This is a genomic window from Shigella flexneri 2a str. 301, assembly GCF_000006925.2.
Taxonomy (GTDB): domain Bacteria; phylum Pseudomonadota; class Gammaproteobacteria; order Enterobacterales; family Enterobacteriaceae; genus ECMA0423.
Genome location: NC_004337.2, coordinates 2714530 through 2738730, shown reverse-complemented (window position 1 = coordinate 2738730; position 24201 = coordinate 2714530). Strand labels below are relative to the sequence as shown.

General features: G+C 51.5%; 15 protein-coding genes, 2 tRNA genes, 3 rRNA genes and 3 other annotated features. Of the genes, 10 read left to right on the top strand and 10 right to left on the bottom strand.

Annotated elements, in window-relative coordinates:
- The first annotated feature begins 10 nt into the window (after window positions 1-10).
- Complete coding sequence (tyrA, locus tag SF2660; protein NP_708449.1) at window positions 11-1132, top strand: bifunctional chorismate mutase/prephenate dehydrogenase; 1122 nt, start codon at window positions 11-13, stop codon at window positions 1130-1132.
- Between the two features lie 42 nt (window positions 1133-1174).
- Here tyrA and pheA read toward each other — a convergent pair whose 3' ends face one another.
- Window positions 1175-2335 carry a bifunctional chorismate mutase/prephenate dehydratase gene (pheA, locus tag SF2659; protein NP_708448.1) on the bottom strand — a complete coding sequence of 387 codons (1161 nt, stop codon included), beginning with the start codon at window positions 2333-2335 and terminating at the stop codon, window positions 1175-1177.
- Window positions 2336-2584: 249 nt separating this feature from the next.
- Window positions 2585-2926, bottom strand: coding sequence for a translation inhibitor protein RaiA (yfiA, locus tag SF2657; protein NP_708446.1), 342 nt, complete (start codon window positions 2924-2926; stop codon window positions 2585-2587).
- Window positions 2927-3172: 246 nt separating this feature from the next.
- Window positions 3173-4599: a mobile genetic element, on the top strand.
- Between yfiA and SF2656 the strand changes: the two genes are divergently transcribed.
- Window positions 3240-4586: an insertion sequence IS4 transposase InsG gene (locus tag SF2656; protein ID NP_708445.1), complete on the top strand. Its 1347-nt coding sequence runs from the start codon at window positions 3240-3242 to the stop codon at window positions 4584-4586. It overlaps the preceding feature by 1347 nt.
- 23 nt (window positions 4600-4622) lie before the next feature.
- On the opposite strand, the gene clpB is transcribed toward SF2656, so the two are convergent.
- From clpB to rluD, 3 genes are all read right to left on the bottom strand, one after another.
- Window positions 4623-7196, bottom strand: a complete 2574-nt coding sequence (gene clpB, locus SF2655) for a protein disaggregation chaperone (RefSeq protein NP_708444.2) — start codon at window positions 7194-7196, stop codon at window positions 4623-4625.
- A 129-nt stretch (window positions 7197-7325) separates the two neighbouring features.
- On the bottom strand, window positions 7326-8057 hold the full coding sequence (yfiH, locus tag SF2654; protein NP_708443.1) for a hypothetical protein: 732 nt from the start codon (window positions 8055-8057) through the stop codon (window positions 7326-7328).
- On the bottom strand, window positions 8054-9034 hold the full coding sequence (rluD, locus tag SF2653) for a 23S rRNA pseudouridine synthase D (RefSeq protein ID NP_708442.1): 981 nt from the start codon (window positions 9032-9034) through the stop codon (window positions 8054-8056). Before rluD ends, yfiH begins: the two co-directional genes overlap by 4 nt.
- Before the next feature lie 134 nt (window positions 9035-9168).
- Between rluD and SF2652 the strand changes: the two genes are divergently transcribed.
- The 7 genes from SF2652 (at window position 9169) to kgtP (ending at window position 17243) form a co-directional block, all read left to right on the top strand.
- Entirely contained in the window at window positions 9169-9906 is a 738-nt protein-coding gene (locus SF2652) for an outer membrane biogenesis protein BamD (RefSeq protein ID NP_708441.1), read from the top strand.
- Window positions 9907-9942: 36 nt separating this feature from the next.
- Window positions 9943-10381: a mobile genetic element (partial), on the bottom strand.
- A 46-nt stretch (window positions 10382-10427) separates the two neighbouring features.
- Window positions 10428-10832 (bottom strand) — a sequence feature (potential protein location (hypothetical protein SF2650 [Shigella flexneri 2a str. 301]) that overlaps RNA (16S ribosomal RNA)).
- A 16S ribosomal RNA gene (gene rrsG / locus SF4497) occupies window positions 10518-12058 on the top strand. Its footprint overlaps the feature before it by 315 nt.
- 68 nt (window positions 12059-12126) lie before the next feature.
- Window positions 12127-12203 (top strand) — tRNA-Ile (locus SF4496).
- A 42-nt stretch (window positions 12204-12245) separates the two neighbouring features.
- A tRNA-Ala gene (locus SF4495) sits at window positions 12246-12321 on the top strand.
- Between the two features lie 183 nt (window positions 12322-12504).
- Window positions 12505-15408: ribosomal RNA gene (gene rrlG, locus SF4494) — 23S ribosomal RNA — on the top strand.
- 94 nt (window positions 15409-15502) lie between these two features.
- Window positions 15503-15621, top strand: a 5S ribosomal RNA gene (gene rrfG / locus SF4493).
- The 16S, 23S and 5S rRNA genes sit together here with 2 tRNA genes alongside, the layout of an rRNA operon.
- Window positions 15622-15944: 323 nt before the next feature.
- Window positions 15945-17243 carry an alpha-ketoglutarate transporter gene (gene kgtP, locus SF2649; RefSeq protein ID NP_708438.2) on the top strand — a complete coding sequence of 433 codons (1299 nt, stop codon included), beginning with the start codon at window positions 15945-15947 and terminating at the stop codon, window positions 17241-17243.
- Here kgtP and yfiM read toward each other — a convergent pair.
- The 5 genes from yfiM to trxC all read right to left on the bottom strand — a co-directional run bounded on the left by yfiM (window position 17240) and on the right by trxC (window position 22956).
- Complete coding sequence (gene yfiM, locus SF2648; protein ID NP_708437.3) at window positions 17240-17584, bottom strand: lipoprotein; 345 nt, start codon at window positions 17582-17584, stop codon at window positions 17240-17242. The two genes, kgtP and yfiM, sit on opposite strands and share 4 nt — an antisense overlap.
- A 24-nt stretch (window positions 17585-17608) precedes the next feature.
- A complete protein-coding gene (pssA, locus tag SF2647) occupies window positions 17609-18964 on the bottom strand; it encodes a phosphatidylserine synthase (protein NP_708436.2) in 1356 nt (451 codons plus the stop codon).
- A 113-nt stretch (window positions 18965-19077) separates the two neighbouring features.
- Window positions 19078-21738, bottom strand: a complete 2661-nt coding sequence (yfiQ, locus tag SF2646) for a hypothetical protein (RefSeq protein ID NP_708435.1) — start codon at window positions 21736-21738, stop codon at window positions 19078-19080.
- 31 nt (window positions 21739-21769) lie between these two features.
- Window positions 21770-22492, bottom strand: coding sequence for a hypothetical protein (gene yfiP / locus SF2645; protein NP_708434.2), 723 nt, complete (start codon window positions 22490-22492; stop codon window positions 21770-21772).
- A 44-nt stretch (window positions 22493-22536) separates the two neighbouring features.
- Window positions 22537-22956, bottom strand: coding sequence for a thioredoxin (gene trxC, locus SF2644; RefSeq protein ID NP_708433.1), 420 nt, complete (start codon window positions 22954-22956; stop codon window positions 22537-22539).
- A gap of 206 nt (window positions 22957-23162) precedes the next feature.
- On the opposite strand from trxC, the gene yfiF reads away from it, so the two are divergent.
- Window positions 23163-24200: a methyltransferase gene (gene yfiF, locus SF2643; RefSeq protein NP_708432.2), complete on the top strand. Its 1038-nt coding sequence runs from the start codon at window positions 23163-23165 to the stop codon at window positions 24198-24200.
- The last annotated feature ends 1 nt before the right edge of the window (window position 24201 follow it).

Below are 24201 nucleotides of genomic sequence, written 5' to 3'. Positions count from 1 at the left end.
GAGGTTTATTATGGTTGCTGAATTGACCGCATTACGCGATCAAATTGATGAAGTCGATAAAGCGCTGCTGAATTTATTAGCGAAGCGTCTGGAACTGGTTGCTGAAGTGGGCAAGGTGAAAAGCCGCTTTGGACTGCCTATTTATGTTCCGGAGCGCGAGGCATCTATGTTGGCCTCGCGTCGTGCAGAGGCGGAAGCTCTGGGTGTACCGCCAGATCTGATTGAGGATGTTTTGCGTCGGGTGATGCGTGAATCTTACTCCAGTGAAAACGACAAAGGATTTAAAACACTTTGTCCGTCACTGCGTCCGGTGGTTATCGTCGGCGGTGGCGGTCAGATGGGACGCCTGTTCGAGAAGATGCTGACACTATCGGGTTATCAGGTGCGGATTCTGGAGCAACATGACTGGGATCGAGCGGCTGATATTGTTGCCGATGCCGGAATGGTGATTGTTAGTGTGCCAATCCACGTTACTGAGCAAGTTATCGGCAAATTACCGCCTTTACCGAAAGATTGTATTCTGGTTGATCTGGCATCAGTGAAAAATGGACCATTACAGGCCATGCTGGCGGCGCACGATGGCCCGGTACTGGGGTTACACCCGATGTTCGGCCCGGACAGCGGTAGCCTGGCAAAGCAAGTTGTGGTCTGGTGTGATGGACGTAAGCCGGAAGCATACCAATGGTTTCTGGAGCAAATTCAGGTCTGGGGCGCTCGGTTGCATCGTATTAGCGCTGTCGAGCACGATCAGAATATGGCGTTTATTCAGGCTCTGCGCCACTTTGCTACTTTTGCTTACGGGCTGCACCTGGCAGAAGAAAATGTTCAGCTTGAGCAACTTCTGGCGCTCTCTTCGCCGATTTACCGCCTTGAGCTGGCGATGGTCGGGCGACTGTTTGCTCAGGATCCGCAGCTTTATGCCGACATCATTATGTCGTCAGAGCGTAATCTGGCGTTAATCAAACGTTACTATAAGCGTTTCGGCGAGGCGATTGAGTTGCTGGAGCAGGGCGATAAGCAGGCGTTTATTGACAGTTTCCGCAAGGTGGAGCACTGGTTCGGCGATTACGCACAGCGTTTTCAGAGTGAAAGCCGCGTGTTATTGCGTCAGGCGAATGACAATCGCCAGTAATAATCCAGTGCCGGATGATTCACATCATCCGGCACCTTTTCATCAGGTTGGATCAACAGGCACTACGTTCTCACTTGGGTAACAGCCCAATACCTTCATTGAACGGGTGATTTCCCCTAACTCTTTCAATGCTTTTTGCATTTCCGCTGATTCAAGATTAGCCTGAATATCCAGATAGAACATCTCTTCCCATGGATTACCGTGAATCGGGCGTGATTCCAGACGGGTCATAATCAGATTGTGGTTGCGCAGTACCAGCAACGCTTCAACCAACGCACCGGCTTGTTGCCCGGTCGCCATTAACAACGTGGTTTTCGCCGGAACCTGATCAGACACGTTAATGGCTTTACGCGCCAACACCACAAATCGGGTGAAGTTTTGTCGCTGATTTGCTTCAATACGCTCCAGTACCTGCAAACCGTACAAAGTGCCGCCAGCTTCGCTTCCCAACGCAGCAACATGCGGTGATTTTGCCTGTGCAACCTTTTCCATTGCCGCAGACGTACTTTCGGTATATTCAATCTTCCAGTGCGGATAACGATTAAGGAATTTGCTGCATTGCTGGAATGGCTGCGGATGGCTGTAGACCGTATTGATGGTGGATAAATCAGTAGTGCCGGAGACCAACAAACAATGGTCGATAGTTAACGTCATCTCGCCAACAATCGACAAGCTGGTATGTTGCAGCAGATCGTAAACGTCGTTTATGGCACCGGAGCTGGTATTTTCAATCGGTACGACGGCATAGTCGGCCTGGCCGGTTTCCACCTGATTAAAAATATCGGCAAATTTGGCGCAGCCACTTTCAATGAATTGCTCAAAGTGACGGGCAGCATACTGGCGCGCCGCAAGATGGGAATAAGAACCTTTGGGGCCGAGAAAAGCGATGCGTGCTGAGTGCGGATTAATTTTATTGAGATGTTGTTGGAGCAAAGCCTGCTGAGTTAATACGGAATCTTCAATGATGAGCTGGAACAGGCGAGTAATGTAATGGGCGTCCAGATGGTGCGCTTTACCGAGCGTAATTAATCTTTCCAGCAAATCGCGTTCACGATCAATATCACGTACCGGGCGATGCGAGAGCAGTTTGGCTTTTCCCACCTCGACGGCCAGTTCGCGCCGTTCTGCCAGTAACGCTAATAATTTTTCATCCAGCGCGCTGATTTTCTCTCGCAGCGCCAGTAACGGGTTTTCCGATGTCATAGTGTTGCCTTTTTGTTATCAATAAAAAAGGCCCCCCGATTTGGGAGGCCTTATTGTTCGTCTTCGCATTCTGTTTCACACGACGAAACGCCTCCCATTCAGGGGAAGGTAAAAAAGAATGCGAAGAAAAACGGTATGTGTTTCATGTTTGTTTCCTTAAGTGACTTTAGTACAGTACCCGTACTGTTTTCACGCTGTCAACAAAAAACGCGCCCGAAGGCGCGTTGGCGATACACTCAATATAAAGGACTACTCTTCTTCAACTTCTTCGACGAAGTTGGCGTCTTTCACCGATGTTGCGGCACGACGTGCTTCGCCTTTGTGCTGCAGTTTATTGAGCTGCCGTTCCAGCTTGTTGATCAATTCGTTAATTGCGGTGTACATATCTTCATGTTTACCACTGGCAACCAGAACGCCGTTAGGTGTATTGATTGTGGCGTCAGCAACAAACCCTTGTGGCTCTTTGGACAGAATGATATGTGGATTAATCAGATGTGTTTGCCATTTTTCCAGTTTGGCGAGACGGTCTGCGACATGTTGGCGGATGGCCGGAGTAATTTCCATTTGTTTGCTGGTAATGTTCATTGTCATAAATTTTACCTCTTGTCTTCCCGTCTTGGTGAATTCAGCATACCGTTCCTGATGTCAAAATGTGTGATGGAAATCTCATAATTTTGTCACTTTTTGTCAACGAATCTTTTTTGTGAGAAATCGCAGGAAGAGGTGTTTTTTTACTTGAGGAATATCTCAAAGCGAGCCATATTTGATGAGATCGATAGTGACTAAATCGCTTCAGTTTCACAACTAACAGAATAAAAAAACGGCAGCTCAAGGGCTGTAATGCCGATCAGTTAAGGATCAGTTGACCGATCCAGTGGCTGTGTAAGAATCCGGAAACGCTCACTTGTTTCCGGATTTTTTTATGCACATTGGACAGGCTCTTGATCTGGTATCCCGTTACGATTCTCTGCGTAACCCACTGACTTCTCTGGGGGATTACCTCGACCCCGAACTCATCTCTCGTTGCCTTGCCGAATCAGGTACTGTAACGCTACGCAAGCGCCGTCTTCCCCTCGAAATGATGGTCTGGTGTATTGTTGGCATGGCGCTTGAGCGTAAAGAACCTCTTCACCAGATTGTGAATCGCCTGGACATCATGCTGCCGGGCAATCGCCCCTTCGGTGCCCCCAGTGCCGTTATTCAGGCCCGCCAGCGCCTGGGAAGTGAGGCTGTCCGCCGCGTGTTCACGAAAACAGCGCAGCTCTGGCATAACGCCACGCCGCATCCGCACTGGTGCGGCCTGACCCTGCTGGCCATCGATGGTGTGTTCTGGCGCACACCGGATACACCAGAGAACGATGCAGCCTTCCCCCGCCAGACACATGCCGGGAACCCGGCGCTCTACCCGCAGGTCAAAATGGTCTGCCAGATGGAACTGACCAGCCATCTGCTGACGGCTGCAGCCTTCGGCACGATGAAGAACAGCGAAAATGAGCTTGCTGAGCAACTTATAGAACAAACCGGCGATAACACTCTGACGTTAATGGATAAAGGTTATTACTCACTGGGACTGTTAAATGGCTGGAGCCTGGCGGGAGAACACCGCCACTGGATGATACCTCTCAGAAAGGGAGCGCAATATGAAGAGCTCAGAAAACTGGGTAAAGGCGATCATCTGGTGAAGCTGAAAACCAGCCCGCAGGCACGAAAAAAGTGGCCGGGACTGGGAAATGAAGTGACAGCCCGCCTGCTGACCGTGACGCGCAAAGGAAAAGTCTGCCATCTGCTGACGTCGATGACGGACGCCATGCGCTTCCCCGGAGGAGAAATGGCGGATCTGTACAGTCATCGCTGGGAAAGCGATCTGGGATACAGGGAGATAAAACAGACGATGCAACTGAGCAGGCTGACGCTGAGAAGTAAAAAGCCGGAGCTTGTGGAGCAAGAGCTGTGGGGTGTCTTACTGGCTTATAATCTGGTGAGATATCAGATGATTAAAATGGCGGAACATCTGAAAGGTTACTGGCCGAATCAAATGAGTTTCTCAGAATCATGCGGAATGGTGATGAGAATGCTGATGACATTGCAGGGCGCTTCACCGGGACGTATACCGGAGCTGATGCGCGATCTTGCAAGTATGGGACAACTTGTGAAATTACCGACGAGAAGGGGAAGGGCCTTCCCGAGAGTGGTAAAGGAGAGGCCCTGGAAATACCCCACAGCCCCGAAAAAGAGCCAGTCAGTTGCTTAACTGACTGGCATTAGCCCCGAAGGGCTCGTTTTATCATTACTGGACAGCGACAATCCGGTCTTCATTAACTTCCAGGCGAATCACTTTACCCGGAACCAATTCACCAGACAGTATTTGCTGTGCCAGCGGGTTTTCGATCTGCTGCTGGATAGCACGTTTCAAAGGACGTGCACCATAGACTGGATCGTAACCGTTCTCGCTCAGCAGTTTCAGCGCCTCGTCAGAAATGTGGATTTCATAACCACGTTCTTCCAGACGTTTGTACAGACGTTTCAACTGAATCTGCGCAATCGAGGCAATGTGCTGTTCACCCAGCGGATGGAAGACCACCACTTCATCAATACGGTTAATGAATTCCGGACGGAAGTTATGGCTAACCACACCGAGCACCAGCTCTTTCATGTGCGCATAATCCAGTTCACCGAAGCGTTCCTGAATCAGATCGGAACCGAGGTTAGAGGTCATAATGACAACCGTATTACGGAAGTCGACCGTTCTCCCCTGCCCGTCAGTCAGACGCCCATCATCCAGTACCTGCAACAGAATATTGAAGACATCCGGATGCGCTTTTTCCACTTCATCCAGCAGGATGACGGAATACGGACGACGACGCACAGCTTCGGTCAGGTAGCCACCTTCTTCATAACCGACATATCCCGGAGGCGCACCAACCAGACGAGACACCGAGTGTTTCTCCATAAATTCGGACATATCGATACGGACCATCGCCTCGTCGCTATCAAACATAAAGTTCGCCAGCGCCTTACAAAGCTCAGTTTTCCCCACACCCGTTGGGCCGAGGAACAGGAATGAACCAATCGGGCGATTTGGATCCGCCAACCCCGCACGGCTACGGCGAATAGCGTTAGATACCGCATCAACCGCTTCGTTCTGACCAATGACGCGATGGTGCAGTTCTTGCTCCATACGCAGCAGTTTTTCGCGCTCGCTTTCCATCATGCGAGAAACCGGAATCCCCGTCCAACGCGCCAGCACTTCAGCAATTTCGGCATCGGTCACTTTATTACGCAACAGACGCATAGTTTTGCCTTCGAGCTGCGTTGCGGCTTCCAGTTGCTTTTCCAGTTCCGGGATTTTGCCGTATTGCAGTTCAGACATCCGCGCCAGGTCCCCCACACGGCGAGCCTGTTCAATAGCGATTTTCGCCTGTTCCAGTTCCGCTTTAATGGTCTGCGTACCAGAAAGCGATGCCTTCTCTGCTTTCCACTCTTCTTCTAACTCGGAGTACTGACGTTCTTTGTCGCTCAGTTCTTCGTTGAGCATATCCAGGCGTTTTTTACTGGCTTCATCAGACTCTTTCATTAACGCCTGTTGTTCCAGTTTGAGCTGGATGATACGACGATCGAGTCGGTCGAGTTCTTCTGGTTTTGAGTCAATCTGCATACGAATGCTGGATGCTGCTTCATCGATCAGGTCGATGGCTTTATCCGGCAGCTGACGGTCAGCAATGTAGCGATGAGACAACGTCGCTGCTGCAACAATTGCCGGGTCAGTAATTTGCACATGGTGGAGCAATTCGAAACGTTCTTTCACGCCACGCAGAATCGCAATGGTGTCTTGAACAGAAGGCTCGGCAACAAACACTTTCTGGAAACGACGTTCCAGCGCAGCATCTTTTTCGATGTACTGGCGATATTCGTCAAGCGTCGTGGCACCTACGCAGTGCAATTCACCACGCGCCAGCGCCGGTTTCAGCATGTTTCCGGCGTCCATTGCGCCATCGGCTTTACCCGCGCCGACCATGGTATGTAATTCGTCGATAAACAGGATGACGTTGCCTTCCTGTTTGGCAAGATCGTTAAGCACGCCTTTTAAACGTTCTTCAAACTCACCGCGATATTTCGCCCCAGCCACCAGCGCGCCCATATCCAGCGCCAGTACGCGGCGGCCTTTCAATCCTTCCGGCACTTCGCCGTTGATAATACGCTGCGCCAGACCTTCAACGATGGCAGTTTTACCGACGCCGGGTTCACCAATCAGTACCGGGTTATTTTTAGTACGACGTTGCAGCACCTGAATGGTACGGCGAATTTCTTCATCACGACCAATCACCGGATCGAGTTTGCCCTGTTCGGCTCGTTCGGTAAGGTCGATGGTATATTTTTTCAAAGCCTGACGTTGGTCTTCAGCACCTTGATCGTTCACGCTTTCACCTCCACGCATTTGTTCAATCGCTTGAGTAATGTTGGCGGTGGTCGCCCCTGTTGCTTTCAGGATGTCGGCCAGCGTGCCGCGAGACTCAAGTGCCGCCAGAACGAACAGTTCTGACGAGATAAAGTTATCACCACGTTTTTGCGCCAGCTTGTCGCAAAGATTAAGAACGCGCACCAGATCCTGTGATGGCTGGACATCACCACCAGTACCTTCAACCTGCGGTAAACGATTTAATGCCTGATTGATATCTGTGCGCAACTGGCCAGCATTTATGCCAGCGGATGTTAATAAAGGACTAACCGAACCCCCTTCCTGATTCAGCAGGGCGCTCATTAAATGAAGTGGTTCGATGAATTGGTTGTCGTGCCCGAGTGCAAGTGATTGGGCATCGGCAAGAGCAAGCTGGAATTTATTAGTAAGACGATCCAGACGCATAACTCCTCCCATAACGGATCAAAGTTGCTACTGGAGATTAAATGAGGTCATCCCTCAATTATTCAAGGTTATTGACCAGATTAATGTGAAAAGAAAATCACGCGTACCGGATCGTCTTGATTCTTTAGGTTATATCAGCCAAATGAAACTTGCCATACGACCGGTGGTCTTGTCGCGACGATAAGAGAAGAAAGTCTCATTTTCCGTATATGTACAACGGTCGCCGCCGAAAATTTGCTCAACACCCACGTTCGCCAGACGCTGCCGGGCAAGCTGATAAATATCCGCCAGATACTTATCACCATGCTGAATGAAAGCTGCACTTGCTTTAGCGTCTACTGCCATAAACGCCTCGCGAACCTCCGCCCCCACTTCGAACGCGCGTGGACCAATTGCCGGCCCTAACCAGGCGAGAATGTTTTCAGGTTTATCAGCAAAACAGGAAACCGTCTCTTCCAGCACGCCTGCGCACAGTCCACGCCAGCCAGCATGAACGGCGGCGACTTCCGTTCCCGCTCGATTGCAAAACAGCACAGGGAGGCAGTCGGCAGTCATCACTGCGCAAACCGTGCCAGGCGTATTGCTATAAGAGGCATCTGCTCGTTTTGAGGCATAAGGTTCGCCAGTAAGCTTAAGCACATCTTTGCCGTGTACCTGCTCAAGCCAGACCGGTTTAGAAGGCAAATTGCCCGCAGCAAAAAGTCGCTTGCGATTCTCCTCAACGTGATCCGGGTTATCGCCACAATGGGCACCGAGGTTGAGTGAGTCATACGGGGGCAAGCTCACGCCGCCGATACGAGTGGAGCTACAGGCCGCAACACCTTTTGGCAGCGGCCACTGCGGGACAATCAGCTTACTCATAACCAGTCCACTTCATCCTTATGCTCTTCGAAATCGGCGCGCATCACCTCAATCAGCTCCACCATATCTTGTGGAATAGGCGCATGCCATTCCATTTCGATGCCGGAGATCGGGTGATAAAGACGCAGCATGGTTGCATGAAGCGCCTGGCGGTCAAACTTACGCAGCGTGGAGATAAATGCTTCCGAAGCACCTTTTGGCGGACGCGGACGGCCACCATAAACCGGATCGCCCACCAGCGGATGAGTGATATGGGCCATATGCACGCGGATCTGGTGCGTACGTCCAGTTTCCAGACGCAACCGCAGACGCGTGTGCACACGGAAGTGTTCCATGATGCGATAGTGAGTCACCGCCGGTTTGCCCATCGGATGCACCGCCATGTGAGTACGTTTGGTCGGGTGGCGGCTGATGGGTTCATCTACTGTACCGCCAGCGGTCATATGACCAATCGCCACCGCTTCATACTCACGAGTAATTTCACGCCGTTGCAAAGATTCGACTAAACGCGTCTGAGCCGGAACGGTTTTTGCCACAACCATCAGGCCAGTGGTGTCTTTATCCAGACGATGGACGATGCCCGCACGTGGTACATCGGCAATGGGCGGATAGTAATGAAGCAACGCATTCAGTACCGTGCCATCCGGGTTACCCGCGCCAGGATGTACCACTAGGTCGCGCGGTTTATTAATGACGATGATATCTTCATCTTCATAGACGATATCCAGAGGGATATCCTGCGGTTCAAAACGCGCTTCTTCTTCAATCTCAGCGTTGATGGCAACCTGCTCGCCACCCAATACTTTTTCTTTCGGCTTATCACAAACTTTGCCGTTTACCAGCACGCGCTGGTCGAGGATCCATTCTTTTATTCGCGAACGTGAATAATCCGGGAACATTTCGGCCAAAGCCTGATCTAAGCGTTGACCGAGTTGGTTTTCGGACACCGTTGCAGTGAGCTGTACTCGTTGTGCCATATATACTGCTTCTTCGTTTATCGTTGGGGTTTTACGGCTTTGCCGTTTAATATAGTGTGCTATTGTAGCTGGTCTTAACCGGGTGCAGGAACAGAGAATCTCCCGTATTACATTTTGAGGAAAGTCAAAACGTCATGACGCGCATGAAATATCTGGTGGCAGCCGCCACACTAAGCCTGTTTTTGGCGGGTTGCTCGGGGTCAAAGGAAGAAGTACCTGATAATCCGCCAAATGAAATTTACGCGACTGCACAACAAAAGCTGCAGGACGGTAACTGGAGACAGGCAATAACGCAACTGGAAGCGTTAGATAATCGCTATCCGTTTGGTCCGTATTCGCAGCAGGTGCAGCTGGATCTCATCTACGCCTACTATAAAAACGCCGATTTGCCGTTAGCGCAGGCTGCCATCGATCGTTTTATTCGCCTTAACCCGACCCATCCGAATATCGATTATGTCATGTACATGCGTGGCCTGACCAATATGGCGCTGGATGACAGTGCGCTGCAAGGGTTCTTTGGCGTTGACCGTAGCGATCGCGATCCTCAACATGCACGAGCTGCGTTTAGTGACTTTTCCAAACTGGTGCGCGGCTATCCGAACAGTCAGTACACTACCGATGCCACCAAACGTCTGGTATTCCTGAAAGATCGTCTGGCGAAATATGAATACTCCGTGGCCGAGTACTATACAGAACGTGGCGCATGGGTTGCCGTCGTTAACCGCATAGAAGGCATGTTGCGCGACTACCCGGATACCCAGGCTACGCGTGATGCGCTGCCGCTGATGGAAAATGCATACCGTCAGATGCAGATGAATGCGCAAGCTGAAAAAGTAGCGAAAATCATCGCCGCAAACAGCAGCAATACATAACAGAAACCTGAAACACAAAACGGCAGCCCTTGAGCTGTAATGCCAGTCAGTTAAGCAACTGACTGGCTCTTTTTCGGGGCTGTGGGGTATTTCCAGGGCCTCTCCTTTACCACTCTCGGGAAGGCCCTTCCCCTTCTCGTCGGTAATTTCACAAGTTGTCCCATACTTGCAAGATCGCGCATCAGCTCCGGTATACGTCCCGGTGAAGCGCCCTGCAATGTCATCAGCATTCTCATCACCATTCCGCATGATTCTGAGAAACTCAGTTGATTCGGCCAGTAACCTTTCAGATGTTCCGCCATTTTAATCATCTGATATCTCACCAGATTATAAGCCAGTAAGACACCCCACAGCTCTTGCTCCACAAGCTCCGGCTTTTTACTTCTCAGCGTCAGCCTGCTCAGTTGCATCGTCTGTTTTATCTCCCTGTATCCCAGTTCGATTTCCCAGCGATGACTGTACAGATCAGCCATTTAACAATTTATCAGACAATCTGTGTGGGCACTCGAAGATACGGATTCTTAACGTCGCAAGACGATAAATGAATACCAAGTCTCAAGAGTGAACACGTAATTCATTACGAAGTTTAATTCTTTGAGCATCAAACTTTTAAATTGAAGAGTTTGATCATGGCTCAGATTGAACGCTGGCGGCAGGCCTAACACATGCAAGTCGAACGGTAACAGGAAGCGCTTGCTGCTTCGCTGACGAGTGGCGGACGGGTGAGTAATGTCTGGGAAACTGCCTGATGGAGGGGGATAACTACTGGAAACGGTAGCTAATACCGCATAACGTCGCAAGACCAAAGAGGGGGACCTTCGGGCCTCTTGCCATCGGATGTGCCCAGATGGGATTAGCTTGTTGGTGGGGTAACGGCTCACCAAGGCGACGATCCCTAGCTGGTCTGAGAGGATGACCAGCCACACTGGAACTGAGACACGGTCCAGACTCCTACGGGAGGCAGCAGTGGGGAATATTGCACAATGGGCGCAAGCCTGATGCAGCCATGCCGCGTGTATGAAGAAGGCCTTCGGGTTGTAAAGTACTTTCAGCGGGGAGGAAGGGAGTAAAGTTAATACCTTTGCTCATTGACGTTACCCGCAGAAGAAGCACCGGCTAACTCCGTGCCAGCAGCCGCGGTAATACGGAGGGTGCAAGCGTTAATCGGAATTACTGGGCGTAAAGCGCACGCAGGCGGTTTGTTAAGTCAGATGTGAAATCCCCGGGCTCAACCTGGGAACTGCATCTGATACTGGCAAGCTTGAGTCTCGTAGAGGGGGGTAGAATTCCAGGTGTAGCGGTGAAATGCGTAGAGATCTGGAGGAATACCGGTGGCGAAGGCGTCCCCCTGGACGAAGACTGACGCTCAGGTGCGAAAGCGTGGGGAGCAAACAGGATTAGATACCCTGGTAGTCCACGCCGTAAACGATGTCGACTTGGAGGTTGTGCCCTTGAGGCGTGGCTTCCGGAGCTAACGCGTTAAGTCGACCGCCTGGGGAGTACGGCCGCAAGGTTAAAACTCAAATGAATTGACGGGGGCCCGCACAAGCGGTGGAGCATGTGGTTTAATTCGATGCAACGCGAAGAACCTTACCTGGTCTTGACATCCACGGAAGTTTTCAGAGATGAGAATGTGCCTTCGGGAACCGTGAGACAGGTGCTGCATGGCTGTCGTCAGCTCGTGTTGTGAAATGTTGGGTTAAGTCCCGCAACGAGCGCAACCCTTATCCTTTGTTGCCAGCGGTCCGGCCGGGAACTCAAAGGAGACTGCCAGTGATAAACTGGAGGAAGGTGGGGATGACGTCAAGTCATCATGGCCCTTACGACCAGGGCTACACACGTGCTACAATGGCGCATACAAAGAGAAGCGACCTCGCGAGAGCAAGCGGACCTCATAAAGTGCGTCGTAGTCCGGATTGGAGTCTGCAACTCGACTCCATGAAGTCGGAATCGCTAGTAATCGTGGATCAGAATGCCACGGTGAATACGTTCCCGGGCCTTGTACACACCGCCCGTCACACCATGGGAGTGGGTTGCAAAAGAAGTAGGTAGCTTAACCTTCGGGAGGGCGCTTACCACTTTGTGATTCATGACTGGGGTGAAGTCGTAACAAGGTAACCGTAGGGGAACCTGCGGTTGGATCACCTCCTTACCTTAAAGAAGCGTTCTTTGTAGTGCTCACACAGATTGTCTGATGAAAATGAGCAGTAAAACCTCTACAGGCTTGTAGCTCAGGTGGTTAGAGCGCACCCCTGATAAGGGTGAGGTCGGTGGTTCAAGTCCACTCAGGCCTACCAAATTTGCACGGCAAATTTGAAGAGGTTTTAACTACATGTTATGGGGCTATAGCTCAGCTGGGAGAGCGCCTGCTTTGCACGCAGGAGGTCTGCGGTTCGATCCCGCATAGCTCCACCATCTCTGTAGTGATTAAATAAAAAATACTTCAGAGTGTACCTGCAAAGGTTCACTGCGAAGTTTTGCTCTTTAAAAATCTGGATCAAGCTGAAAATTGAAACACTGAACAACGAAAGTTGTTCGTGAGTCTCTCAAATTTTCGCAACACGATGATGAGTCGAAAGAAACATCTTCGGGTTGTGAGGTTAAGCGACTAAGCGTACACGGTGGATGCCCTGGCAGTCAGAGGCGATGAAGGACGTGCTAATCTGCGATAAGCGTCGGTAAGGTGATATGAACCGTTATAACCGGCGATTTCCGAATGGGGAAACCCAGTGTGATTCGTCACACTATCATTAACTGAATCCATAGGTTAATGAGGCGAACCGGGGGAACTGAAACATCTAAGTACCCCGAGGAAAAGAAATCAACCGAGATTCCCCCAGTAGCGGCGAGCGAACGGGGAGCAGCCCAGAGCCTGAATCAGTGTGTGTGTTAGTGGAAGCGTCTGGAAAGGCGTGCGATACAGGGTGACAGCCCCGTACACAAAAATGCACATACTGTGAGCTCGATGAGTAGGGCGGGACACGTGGTATCCTGTCTGAATATGGGGGGACCATCCTCCAAGGCTAAATACTCCTGACTGACCGATAGTGAACCAGTACCGTGAGGGAAAGGCGAAAAGAACCCCGGCGAGGGGAGTGAAAAAGAACCTGAAACCGTGTACGTACAAGCAGTGGGAGCACGCTTAGGCGTGTGACTGCGTACCTTTTGTATAATGGGTCAGCGACTTATATTCTGTAGCAAGGTTAACCGAATAGGGGAGCCGAAGGGAAACCGAGTCTTAACTGGGCGTTAAGTTGCAGGGTATAGACCCGAAACCCGGTGATCTAGCCATGGGCAGGTTGAAGGTTGGGTAACACTAACTGGAGGACCGAACCGACTAATGTTGAAAAATTAGCGGATGACTTGTGGCTGGGGGTGAAAGGCCAATCAAACCGGGAGATAGCTGGTTCTCCCCGAAAGCTATTTAGGTAGCGCCTCGTGAATTCATCTCCGGGGGTAGAGCACTGTTTCGGCAAGGGGGTCATCCCGACTTACCAACCCGATGCAAACTGCGAATACCGGAGAATGTTATCACGGGAGACACACGGCGGGTGCTAACGTCCGTCGTGAAGAGGGAAACAACCCAGACCGCCAGCTAAGGTCCCAAAGTCATGGTTAAGTGGGAAACGATGTGGGAAGGCCCAGACAGCCAGGATGTTGGCTTAGAAGCAGCCATCATTTAAAGAAAGCGTAATAGCTCACTGGTCGAGTCGGCCTGCGCGGAAGATGTAACGGGGCTAAACCATGCACCGAAGCTGCGGCAGCGACGCTTATGCGTTGTTGGGTAGGGGAGCGTTCTGTAAGCCTGTGAAGGTGTGCTGTGAGGTATGCTGGAGGTATCAGAAGTGCGAATGCTGACATAAGTAACGATAAAGCGGGTGAAAAGCCCGCTCGCCGGAAGACCAAGGGTTCCTGTCCAACGTTAATCGGGGCAGGGTGAGTCGACCCCTAAGGCGAGGCCGAAAGGCGTAGTCGATGGGAAACAGGTTAATATTCCTGTACTTGGTGTTACTGCGAAGGGGGGACGGAGAAGGCTATGTTGGCCGGGCGACGGTTGTCCCGGTTTAAGCGTGTAGGCTGGTTTTCCAGGCAAATCCGGAAAATCAAGGCCGAGGCGTGATGACGAGGCACTACGGTGCTGAAGCAACAAATGCCCTGCTTCCAGGAAAAGCCTCTAAGCATCAGGTAACATCAAATCGTACCCCAAACCGACACAGGTGGTCAGGTAGAGAATACCAAGGCGCTTGAGAGAACTCGGGTGAAGGAACTAGGCAAAATGGTGCCGTAACTTCGGGAGAAGGCACGCTGATACGTAGGTGAAGCGACTTGCTCGTGGAGCTGAAATCAGTCGAAGATACCAGCTGGCTGCAACTGTTTATTAAAAACACAGCACTGTGCAAACACGAAAGTGGACGTATACGGTGTGACGCCTGCCCGGTGCCGGAAGGTTAATTGATGGGGTTAGCGCAAGCGAAGCTCTTGATCGAAGCCCCGGTAAACGGCGGCCGTAACTATAACGGTCCTAAGGTAGCGAAATTCCTTGTCGGGTAAGTTCCGACCTGCACGAATGGCGTAATGATGGCCAGGCTGTCTCCACCCGAGACTCAGTGAAATTGAACTCGCTGTGAAGATGCAGTGTACCCGCGGCAAGACGGAAAGACCCCGTGAACCTTTACTATAGCTTGACACTGAACATTGAGCCTTGATGTGTAGGATAGGTGGGAGGCTTTGAAGTGTGGACGCCAGTCTGCATGGAGCCGACCTTGAAATACCACCCTTTAATGTTTGATGTTCTAACGTGGACCCGTGATCCGGGTTGCGGACAGTGTCTGGTGGGTAGTTTGACTGGGGCGGTCTCCTCCTAAAGAGTAACGGAGGAGCACGAAGGTTGGCTAATCCTGGTCGGACATCAGGAGGTTAGTGCAATGGCATAAGCCAGCTTGACTGCGAGCGTGACGGCGCGAGCAGGTGCGAAAGCAGGTCATAGTGATCCGGTGGTTCTGAATGGAAGGGCCATCGCTCAACGGATAAAAGGTACTCCGGGGATAACAGGCTGATACCGCCCAAGAGTTCATATCGACGGCGGTGTTTGGCACCTCGATGTCGGCTCATCACATCCTGGGGCTGAAGTAGGTCCCAAGGGTATGGCTGTTCGCCATTTAAAGTGGTACGCGAGCTGGGTTTAGAACGTCGTGAGACAGTTCGGTCCCTATCTGCCGTGGGCGCTGGAGAACTGAGGGGGGCTGCTCCTAGTACGAGAGGACCGGAGTGGACGCATCACTGGTGTTCGGGTTGTCATGCCAATGGCACTGCCCGGTAGCTAAATGCGGAAGAGATAAGTGCTGAAAGCATCTAAGCACGAAACTTGCCCCGAGATGAGTTCTCCCTGACCCTTTAAGGGTCCTGAAGGAACGTTGAAGACGACGACGTTGATAGGCCGGGTGTGTAAGCGCAGCGATGCGTTGAGCTAACCGGTACTAATGAACCGTGAGGCTTAACCTTACAACGCCGAAGATGTTTTGGCGGATTGAGAGAAGATTTTCAGCCTGATACAGATTAAATCAGAACGCAGAAGCGGTCTGATAAAACAGAATTAGCCTGGCGGCCGTAGCGCGGTGGTCCCACCTGACCCCATGCCGAACTCAGAAGTGAAACGCCGTAGCGCCGATGGTAGTGTGGGGTCTCCCCATGCGAGAGTAGGGAACTGCCAGGCATCAAACTAAGCGAAAGGCCATCCGTCAGGATGGCCTTTTTGCATTGGCGCAGAAAAAAATGCCTGATGCGACGCTGCGCGTCTTATACTCCCACATATGACAGATTCAGCAACGGATGCGGTTTCCCCAACTTGCCTACTTCCATACGTGTCCTCCTTACCAGAAATTTATCCTTAAGCTCCTCAATAACCATTTTCCTGCTAACTAAATTCATGGTTTAGGTTGCATAATGATACGCAACAAATGTATAACATTTTCTTTACCAAAAGAAATAAACAAAAGCGACCAACAAAAGCATCGGATTACGGCAGGAGACATAATGGCATGGCTGAAAGTACTGTAACGGCAGACAGCAAACTGACAAGTAGTGATACTCGTCGCCGCATTTGGGCGATTGTGGGGGCCTCTTCAGGTAATCTGGTCGAGTGGTTCGATTTCTATGTCTACTCGTTCTGTTCACTCTACTTCGCCCACATTTTCTTCCCTTCCGGGAACACGACGACTCAACTACTACAAACAGCAGGTGTTTTTGCTGCGGGATTCCTGATGCGCCCAATAGGCGGTTGGCTATTTGGCCGCATAGCCGATAAACATGGTCGCAAAAAATCGATGCTGTTATCGGTGTGTATGATGTGTTTCGGATCGCTGGTTATCGCCTGCCTCCCAGGTTATGAAACTATAGGTACGTGGGCTCCGGCATTATTGCTTCTCGCTCGTTTATTTCAGGGATTATCCGTTGGCGGAGAATATGGCACCAGCGCCACCTATATGAGTGAAGTTGCCGTTGAAGGGCGCAAAGGTTTTTACGCATCATTTCAGTATGTGACGTTGATCGGCGGACAACTGCTAGCCCTACTGGTTGTCGTGGTTTTACAACACACCATGGAAGACGCTGCACTCAGAGAGTGGGGATGGCGTATTCCTTTCGCGTTAGGAGCTGTGTTAGCTGTTGTGGCGTTGTGGTTACGTCGTCAATTAGATGAAACTTCGCAACAAGAAACGCGCGCTTTAAAAGAAGCTGGATCTCTGAAAGGATTATGGCGCAATCGCCGTGCATTCATCATGGTTCTCGGTTTTACCGCTGCGGGCTCCCTTTGTTTCTATACCTTCACCACTTATATGCAGAAGTATCTGGTAAATACTGCGGGAATGCATGCCAACGTGGCGAGTGGCATTATGACTGCCGCATTGTTTGTATTCATGCTTATTCAACCACTCATTGGCGCGCTGTCGGATAAGATTGGTCGCCGTACCTCAATGTTATGTTTCGGTTCGCTGGCAGCCATTTTTACCGTTCCTATTCTCTCAGCATTGCAAAACGTTTCCTCGCCTTATGCCGCTTTTGGTCTGGTGATGTGTGCCCTGCTGATAGTGAGTTTTTATACATCAATCAGTGGAATACTGAAGGCTGAGATGTTCCCAGCACAGGTTCGCGCATTAGGCGTTGGTCTGTCATATGCGGTCGCTAATGCTATATTTGGTGGTTCGGCGGAGTACGTAGCGTTGTCGCTGAAATCAATAGGAATGGAAACAGCCTTCTTCTGGTATGTGACCTTGATGGCCGTGGTGGCGTTTCTGGTTTCTTTGATGCTACATCGCAAAGGGAAGGGGATGCGTCTTTAGTGACGGGTCAGTTGCCAGACGGTATAGCCGGTGCTTGCACCGGCGACATCCCAGGCCAAATCCTTCCAGCTCCAGCCGCTCCCTTCGGGGCGGCTATCCCAAAGCTCTTTTGACGCCCCCAAACTGACAGAGAACATCAATCCAAACATGGCACTGCGATCCCGGCTCATCCCCTGATGCTGTGAATATTCATTTCCGGCGGCGGAAAGTATCGCCGAGGCGATAAAGTGTTGAGCTTTATCCTGCCCACTCCAGCTATCGTTATCCATATGGCTGCATTCAGAAAGTAACAATAGCGAACAGACAAAAAGAATACGCAAAACGTGGCCTCCAAAAAACAAACCCCGTACAGGACGGGGTTGTGATTACAGGATGCGGCTAATTAATCGGTCGATGCGGATACGGCGCAAACGGCGGATGAGTTTACGAACCTTCACCGGATAATCGGCAATACTTTGCAGATCGCGATAGTGCTTAACGATGGTGGTACGCTCGCGGATCAGCTCCAGTTCTTTCTCTCGCTGCGGCGCAAGCTCCAGTTGTGGATCGTGGATCAAAATGGCGTTTTCCAGATCCAGACGCCAGGCGCGCGGGTTCAGGTTATTACCGGTGATCAACATCCACTTATCATCAACCCACATTCCTTTCAGGTGATAGGTGTTGTCGTCATCTTTCCATAACCGAACCACTAGCTGGTCAGTATTGACGTAATACTGCAAACGGCTCAGGAAACGACGCAGATTGATCTCATAGAGATAAGGCAATGCGCCAATTATCTTGAAAGGTTCATCTTCCGGAATGTAGAAGTCGTTCGCGGTTTTATCACCAACAATAATTTCGACCTTTTTCCCTTCGCGCAGCAACTGGATAATATTGCGCACAAGGATTGCTGGCAGGTTGAAGTATGGCGTACAGATGGTTAGTTTCTGCTCGGCACAAGGCATAAGATGGAAAATGGTCTTGTTCAACAGACTCGATTTCCCCAGCCCCACTAGCGGCGTTACGGAAAGCTGATCGTTGTCGGCATCGCCCTGGAAATGATAAGCGGCATCACGCAGCTCCTGGCGGAACAGACGAATATCGTTCTTGATTTCCGGGCTTTTTGGCCGATTAACATCATCCAGACGATTAACGCCGCGGCCATTCATAATATTCTGTGTAACCCATTCAAACATAATGTCTGACATCTTACGGTTACGGATCAGATGATAACGGTCGTAGCGATATTTATCGTGTTGATGCAGGTAAACATCGTTCAGGCTGGCACCGCTATAAAGTACGCTATCGTCGATGATAAAGCCTTTAAAGTGCAGAACACCAAGAGCTTCACGGGTATTGATTGGAACGCCATAAACCGGAACATCTACGCCCGGATTTTCCTGCGCCATGCGGCAGTACCAGTCAGCGTTAGTGTTAGATGCCGCAGCGCCAATGCGTCCACGTTGTGCACGATGCCAGTCGACCAGCACCCGCACATCCAGTTCCGGACGCTGCCTTTTAGCCTCATACAACGCGTTCAGAATGCCTTTGCCACCGTCATCCTGTTCGAGATACAGGGCGACAATGCAAATGCGCTGCTTCGCGCTGGCTATTTTTTCCAGCAGCGTCTCCCGGAAGTCGGCGGGAGCGTAAAAGAAATCGACATCATCAACTGATTGAGAAATCTTGGGTAGTTGGGCAAGGTGTTGTTGATGTTTATTACGCTTAAATTTTGACAACATCACAGTGCATTTCTTCTCTGTTCATTGAAGGGTCCTCTGTGCAATGCAGACGACATAAGCGGGCAATAATAACACCAGTCCCGATTAAGTGGTCAACATTTCCAGTACCTTACTCATGATTCCTCGCGCCGGGCAAGATTTAGCGTAAGCCCAACGATCCCCTCTTCGAGCTGGATATCAACGTTAAACCCGAGCTTGCGGGCTAGCGCCACCATGCCACGATTGTTTGGCATCGTAATACCATTCAGACGTTGTAGTCCGTGATTTCGCGTATAGGTAATCAACTTTTCCATTAAGCGTCGACCTAAGCCTAACCCTTTGAGATCCGAGCGAACCAGTACAGCAAATTCGGCATCGATGTTATCAGGATCGGAAATCGCACGCGTGACGCCGAGGATCTCTTCCGTTTGATCAATACGTCGTACCGCTACAAACGCCATTTCCCGATCGTAGTCGATCTGTGTCATGTTGGCTAAATCTTCATGGGTAAATTCGTTGATCTCGCTAAAGTAGCGGTAATAAAGATCTTCTTTGGTGACTCGCGAAATGAATTGCTGAAGTTGTGGCTCATCTTCTGGCAAAATCGGGCGGAACAAGCAGCGTTCACCGTTTTTCAATTCTACCCATTCTTCCAGCTGATGCGGATAAGGGCGCACTGCCAGCCGACTCTCGTTATCGCCTTCAAACGGCGAGATATCCAGCGTGACATCCAGCGCGGTAAATTCACTGCCAGAAGCCAGCAAAGGATGAATATCCAGACGCTGAATTTCCGGGCAATCGACAATCAAGTTGGAAACCTGCACCAGAAGCTGGCTCAAGCCTGCAACATCCAATGGGCGTAGCGCACTGCGCGCACGAATCTTTTTACTTTTGATCCCCTGAATAACCAGATAGCGGGCCAGGTTCATGTTCAGCGGCGGCAGTGCGACGACGGCTTGATCTTCAGGACGCCACTCCACACCGCCTTCACCCAGCATGATCAACGGCCCGAAAACCGGATCGTGCTCAACCACAACCCGCAACTCCTGAGCGCCAGCACGGTTAGCCATACTTTGCACCAACAGGCCGTGGACCCGCGCCTGTGGCCAGGCCATTTTTACGCGATCGAAAATAGCGTTCGCCGCTTGCTGGACTTCATTGGCTGTACGCAGGTAAAGCATGACGCCCTGAACTTCCGATTTATGTGGAATATCCGGCGAACGCAATTTCAGCGCCACCGGATAACCAATCTGTTCGGCAATATGCACCGCTTCGGTGCTATCGCTGGCAATCCAGGTTGGGAGCGTGTTCATGCCATACGCTTGCAGGATGGGCTGAACTTCATGGGTATCGAGCGACGTAGCCCCTTCGGCAATCGCCTGTTGCAACAGAAGATGCGCTTCTGCGGTATTGGAAGTCAGATTGCTGGGCAACGCCGGCGTTTCGCGTAGTTGCTTCTGATTACGCCGGTACTCCACCATATGCATAAAAGCAGTGATGGTTCCTTCCGGGGTACGGTAGGTCGGCAGCCCGGCTTCGCTGAATAAACGTCGTGCCTCTTGCGAGGAGTGCTCGCCGCACCAGTTCGTCAGCAAAGAGACATATTTGCTGCGGGGATGATGCTTTACCGCTTCAATTAATACTTGCGCGCTTTCTGTTGCGGGAGCAGCGGCGCTGGGCGAATGAATAACCATCAGTGCATCAAAATCCTGGCTGTGGAGCAGAATGTCCAGCGTTTTGACATAATGCTCGCTGCTGGCGTCATCGCGCAGATCGAGCGGGTTAGAGACTGCCACATGTTCTGGCAATGCATCGCGCAATTTCTGGCAGGTTTCTTCGCTTAGCGTTGCCAGCTTGCCATTGCGTGACCATAAGGCATCCAGCGCCAGCGCGGCAGGCGCAGCACCGTTGCTGATAATCATCAACCGGTCGCCACGCAGCGGGCGCATATGGCTAAGGGTTTCCACCGCCGAAAACAGTTCGTGGGTATCCTGTACCCGCAACAAACCGGCACGCTGAATAGCCGCATCCCATGCCGGGTCCATTCCTGCCGTGGTGTTGAGCAGTCGCTGTGCCGCCGGGCTACGTCCGCTTTTAATCACCAGAATCGGTTTATTACGCGAGGCACTACGGGCCGCCGAAACAAAGCGTCGCGCGTCGCTTAACTGTTCGAGATAGAGCAGGATGGCGCTGGTTTTACTGTCGCGCGCCAGATAGTCGAGCAATTCATCAACGTCGATATCTAGGCTGTCGCCGAGCGCAATAAAGTAGGAAAAGCCCATCTCACGCTGTTGCGCCCAGTCGAGGATGGTGTTGGAGACGGCAGCCGATTGCGAAATAAACGCCAGCTTGCCGCGTTTAATCGGCACAGGCGAAAAGCTGGCATTCAGACCTTGCCAGGGAGCCAGTAAACCCAGACTGTTTGGTCCAAGCAGGCGCATGTTATGGCGCAGGGCGCAGGCGCGGAGATCTTCGTGTTGCGATGCCGGGGCGGAAAGAATAATGCAGGTTTTACAGCCTTTCTCGCCGAGCTCTTCCAGAAGAGCAAGATTACGGCTGGCATTGGTACATAAAACCGCAAGGTCGGGTGTAAAGGGCAAGCTGGCAATATCCGGCCAGGCCAACACACCCAACACCGCTTTCCAGGCTGGCGTCACCGGGAGTACCGGTCCGTTAAAGCCTCCCGCCAGCAGGTTACGCATCATCAGGTAACCTGCGCGATTGGGTTTCATCGACGCGCCAATTACCGCTATCGATTTTGGTCGCAGTAGTGCTTCCAGTCCTCGCTGACTCATACCGGTCTCCCGCAGAAGTGACCGAATGATTTTAAACGCTTTCTAACTGTTCTGCTGTGATGCTACCCAGATGTTGCGTTTTTCCTGCCAGATAGCGTGTTTTAAAGCGGGTAAAATGCTCGCCTAACCCTGCTGCCGCCCCGGTATCGCCGGCCATATCTAACAGTGCGATGGCTACCTCGGCAGTACAATATTGGCCTGCAGCCTGGGCTTCACGCAGGCGATAGGCAGAAAGCCGGGAAAGATCGACGGAAATGACGGGAAGATTATCCAGATACGGACTTTTACGAAACATCTTGCGAGCTTCCGGCCAGGTACCATCGAGCATGATAAACAGCGGTGGCTTACCGGCAGGTGGTGTGAAGATCACTTCCCGTTGCTCATCAGCATACGAGGCGGGAAAGACCACCATTGGCTGATAATCCGGGTTTTGTACCAGATCCAGCAAATCCTGCGAGGGTTCGGTACGCGACCATTGAAACGCAACGGTATCAGGCAAAATATCAGCAATCAGACGCCCGGTATTACTGGGCTTCATTGGCTCGGTGTCGAACATCAGCAAACAGAAGCGACTTTTTGCTTGTGCTGGGGTAATTGTCGAACAGAGACATAATTTCTCTGGCAAAAGACAGCGTTGGCAGCGACGAACGCGATTACCGCGGGCAAGAAAAGGACGTGTTGCGCGCGCAATACGCTCGGCGCGTAACTGGAGAACAGCGTTTTCGGTCATAAGAGAGCGTCGAAAAAACGCCATTGTCGCAGAGGAGAAAACGGGGCACAAGATGCGCCCCGGTAAGATTAAAGAGATTCGTTCAGCCAGCTATCGAACGGCGCTTTCGGTACTGCGCCATTAAGCATGTCGACAACCTGACCGTTTTTGAAAATCATGATCGTCGGTATACTACGAATTCCAAAGCGACTGCTCAATTCACGTTCAGCTTCGGTATTCACTTTCACAAAGCGCACTTTACCGCTACGCTCTTGCGCGACATCTTCAAAAATTGGTGCGAAATTACGGCAGGGGCCGCACCACGGTGCCCAGAAGTCGATCACCACAGGTAGATCATCCTTCAGCAATTTGTCGAGTGTTTCACCGGTCGCATTAATCACCTCTCCGTCAAACAAGTCGTGACCGCAGCGTCCGCATTTTGCCGCATCTTCGATCCGATCGTCGGGAATGCGATTGATGGCCTGACAATGGGTACAAACGGTATTCATAACTAACCTCGGGATGAGTAAGGAGACTTATCGGCAACGACGCCGGTATGTTTCTAATATGTTACATATTATCGGGGACATTGTTCCAGACAACAATCTGTTTTATTCAATAGGTATGATAGTCGCAGGCTTTGCTACGAAATCATGGCGAACCGCGCGGACTTCGGGTAATCTGCGCGCTTCGCGCAGCGCTGGTGGAGAAAAGCATGAACGATGAAATGAAAGGTAAAAGCGGCAAGGTCAAAGTGATGTATGTCCGCAGTGATGATGATTCTGATAAACGTACCCACAACCCGCGTACCGGGAAAGGGGGCGGGCGTCCAGCAAAATCTCGTGCTGATGGTGGCCGTCGCCCCGCCCGCGATGACAAACAGAGTCAGCCCCGTGACCGCAAGTGGGAAGATTCGCCGTGGCGCACGGTTTCCCGCGCGCCGGGTGATGAGACGCCGGAAAAGGCCGATCACGGTGGCATCAGTGGTAAAAGTTTTATTGATCCGGAAGTGTTGCGTCGTCAGCGTGCGGAAGAAACCCGCGTCTACGGCGAAAACGCCTGTCAGGCACTGTTCCAGAGCCGTCCGGAAGCGATTGTTCGCGCCTGGTTTATCCAGAGTGTAACGCCGCGTTTTAAAGAAGCCTTGCGCTGGATGGCAGCAAACCGCAAAGCGTACCATGTGGTGGATGAAGCGGAATTGACAAAAGCGTCAGGTACGGAACATCACGGCGGCGTTTGCTTCCTGATCAAAAAGCGTAACGGTACAACCGTGCAGCAGTGGGTAATCCAGGCAGGCGCGCAGGATTGCGTTCTGGCACTGGAAAACGAATCTAACCCGCATAACCTGGGTGGCATGATGCGCAGCTGCGCGCACTTCGGCGTGAAAGGTGTCGTGGTGCAGGATGCGGCACTGCTGGAGTCGGGGGCGGCTATCCGTACCGCAGAAGGCGGCGCAGAGCACGTTCAGCCGATTACTGGCCACAACATTGTTAACGTGTTGCATGATTTCCGTCAGGCAGGTTACTCCGTAGTAAACACTTCCAGCGAGCAGGGTACACCGCTGTTCAAAACCAGTCTGCCAGCGAAAATGGTACTGGTGCTGGGTCAGGAATATGAAGGGTTACCGGATGCCGCACGCGATCCGAACGATCTGCGCGTGAAGATTGACGGTACGGGCAACGTTGCCGGGCTGAATATCTCTGTCGCAACCGGCGTTTTGCTTGGTGAATGGTGGCGTCAGAATAAAGCCTGAT

Excerpts from the sequence above, each read along its gene's own strand:
- yfiH (NP_708443.1), bottom strand. The coding sequence starts at position 8,057 with ATGAGTAAGCTGATTGTCCCGCAGTGGCCGCTGCCAAAAGGTGTTGCG.
- SF2652 (NP_708441.1), top strand. The coding sequence starts at position 9,169 with ATGACGCGCATGAAATATCTGGTGGCAGCCGCCACACTAAGCCTGTTT.
- clpB (NP_708444.2), bottom strand. The coding sequence starts at position 7,196 with ATGCGTCTGGATCGTCTTACTAATAAATTCCAGCTTGCTCTTGCCGAT.
- pssA (NP_708436.2), bottom strand. The coding sequence starts at position 18,964 with ATGTTGTCAAAATTTAAGCGTAATAAACATCAACAACACCTTGCCCAA.
- tyrA (NP_708449.1), top strand. The coding sequence starts at position 11 with ATGGTTGCTGAATTGACCGCATTACGCGATCAAATTGATGAAGTCGAT.
- kgtP (NP_708438.2), top strand. The coding sequence starts at position 15,945 with ATGGCTGAAAGTACTGTAACGGCAGACAGCAAACTGACAAGTAGTGAT.
- trxC (NP_708433.1), bottom strand. The coding sequence starts at position 22,956 with ATGAATACCGTTTGTACCCATTGTCAGGCCATCAATCGCATTCCCGAC.
- yfiF (NP_708432.2), top strand. The coding sequence starts at position 23,163 with ATGAACGATGAAATGAAAGGTAAAAGCGGCAAGGTCAAAGTGATGTAT.
- yfiA (NP_708446.1), bottom strand. The coding sequence starts at position 2,926 with ATGACAATGAACATTACCAGCAAACAAATGGAAATTACTCCGGCCATC.
- yfiP (NP_708434.2), bottom strand. The coding sequence starts at position 22,492 with ATGGCGTTTTTTCGACGCTCTCTTATGACCGAAAACGCTGTTCTCCAG.
- rluD (NP_708442.1), bottom strand. The coding sequence starts at position 9,034 with ATGGCACAACGAGTACAGCTCACTGCAACGGTGTCCGAAAACCAACTC.
- yfiQ (NP_708435.1), bottom strand. The coding sequence starts at position 21,738 with ATGAGTCAGCGAGGACTGGAAGCACTACTGCGACCAAAATCGATAGCG.
- pheA (NP_708448.1), bottom strand. The coding sequence starts at position 2,335 with ATGACATCGGAAAACCCGTTACTGGCGCTGCGAGAGAAAATCAGCGCG.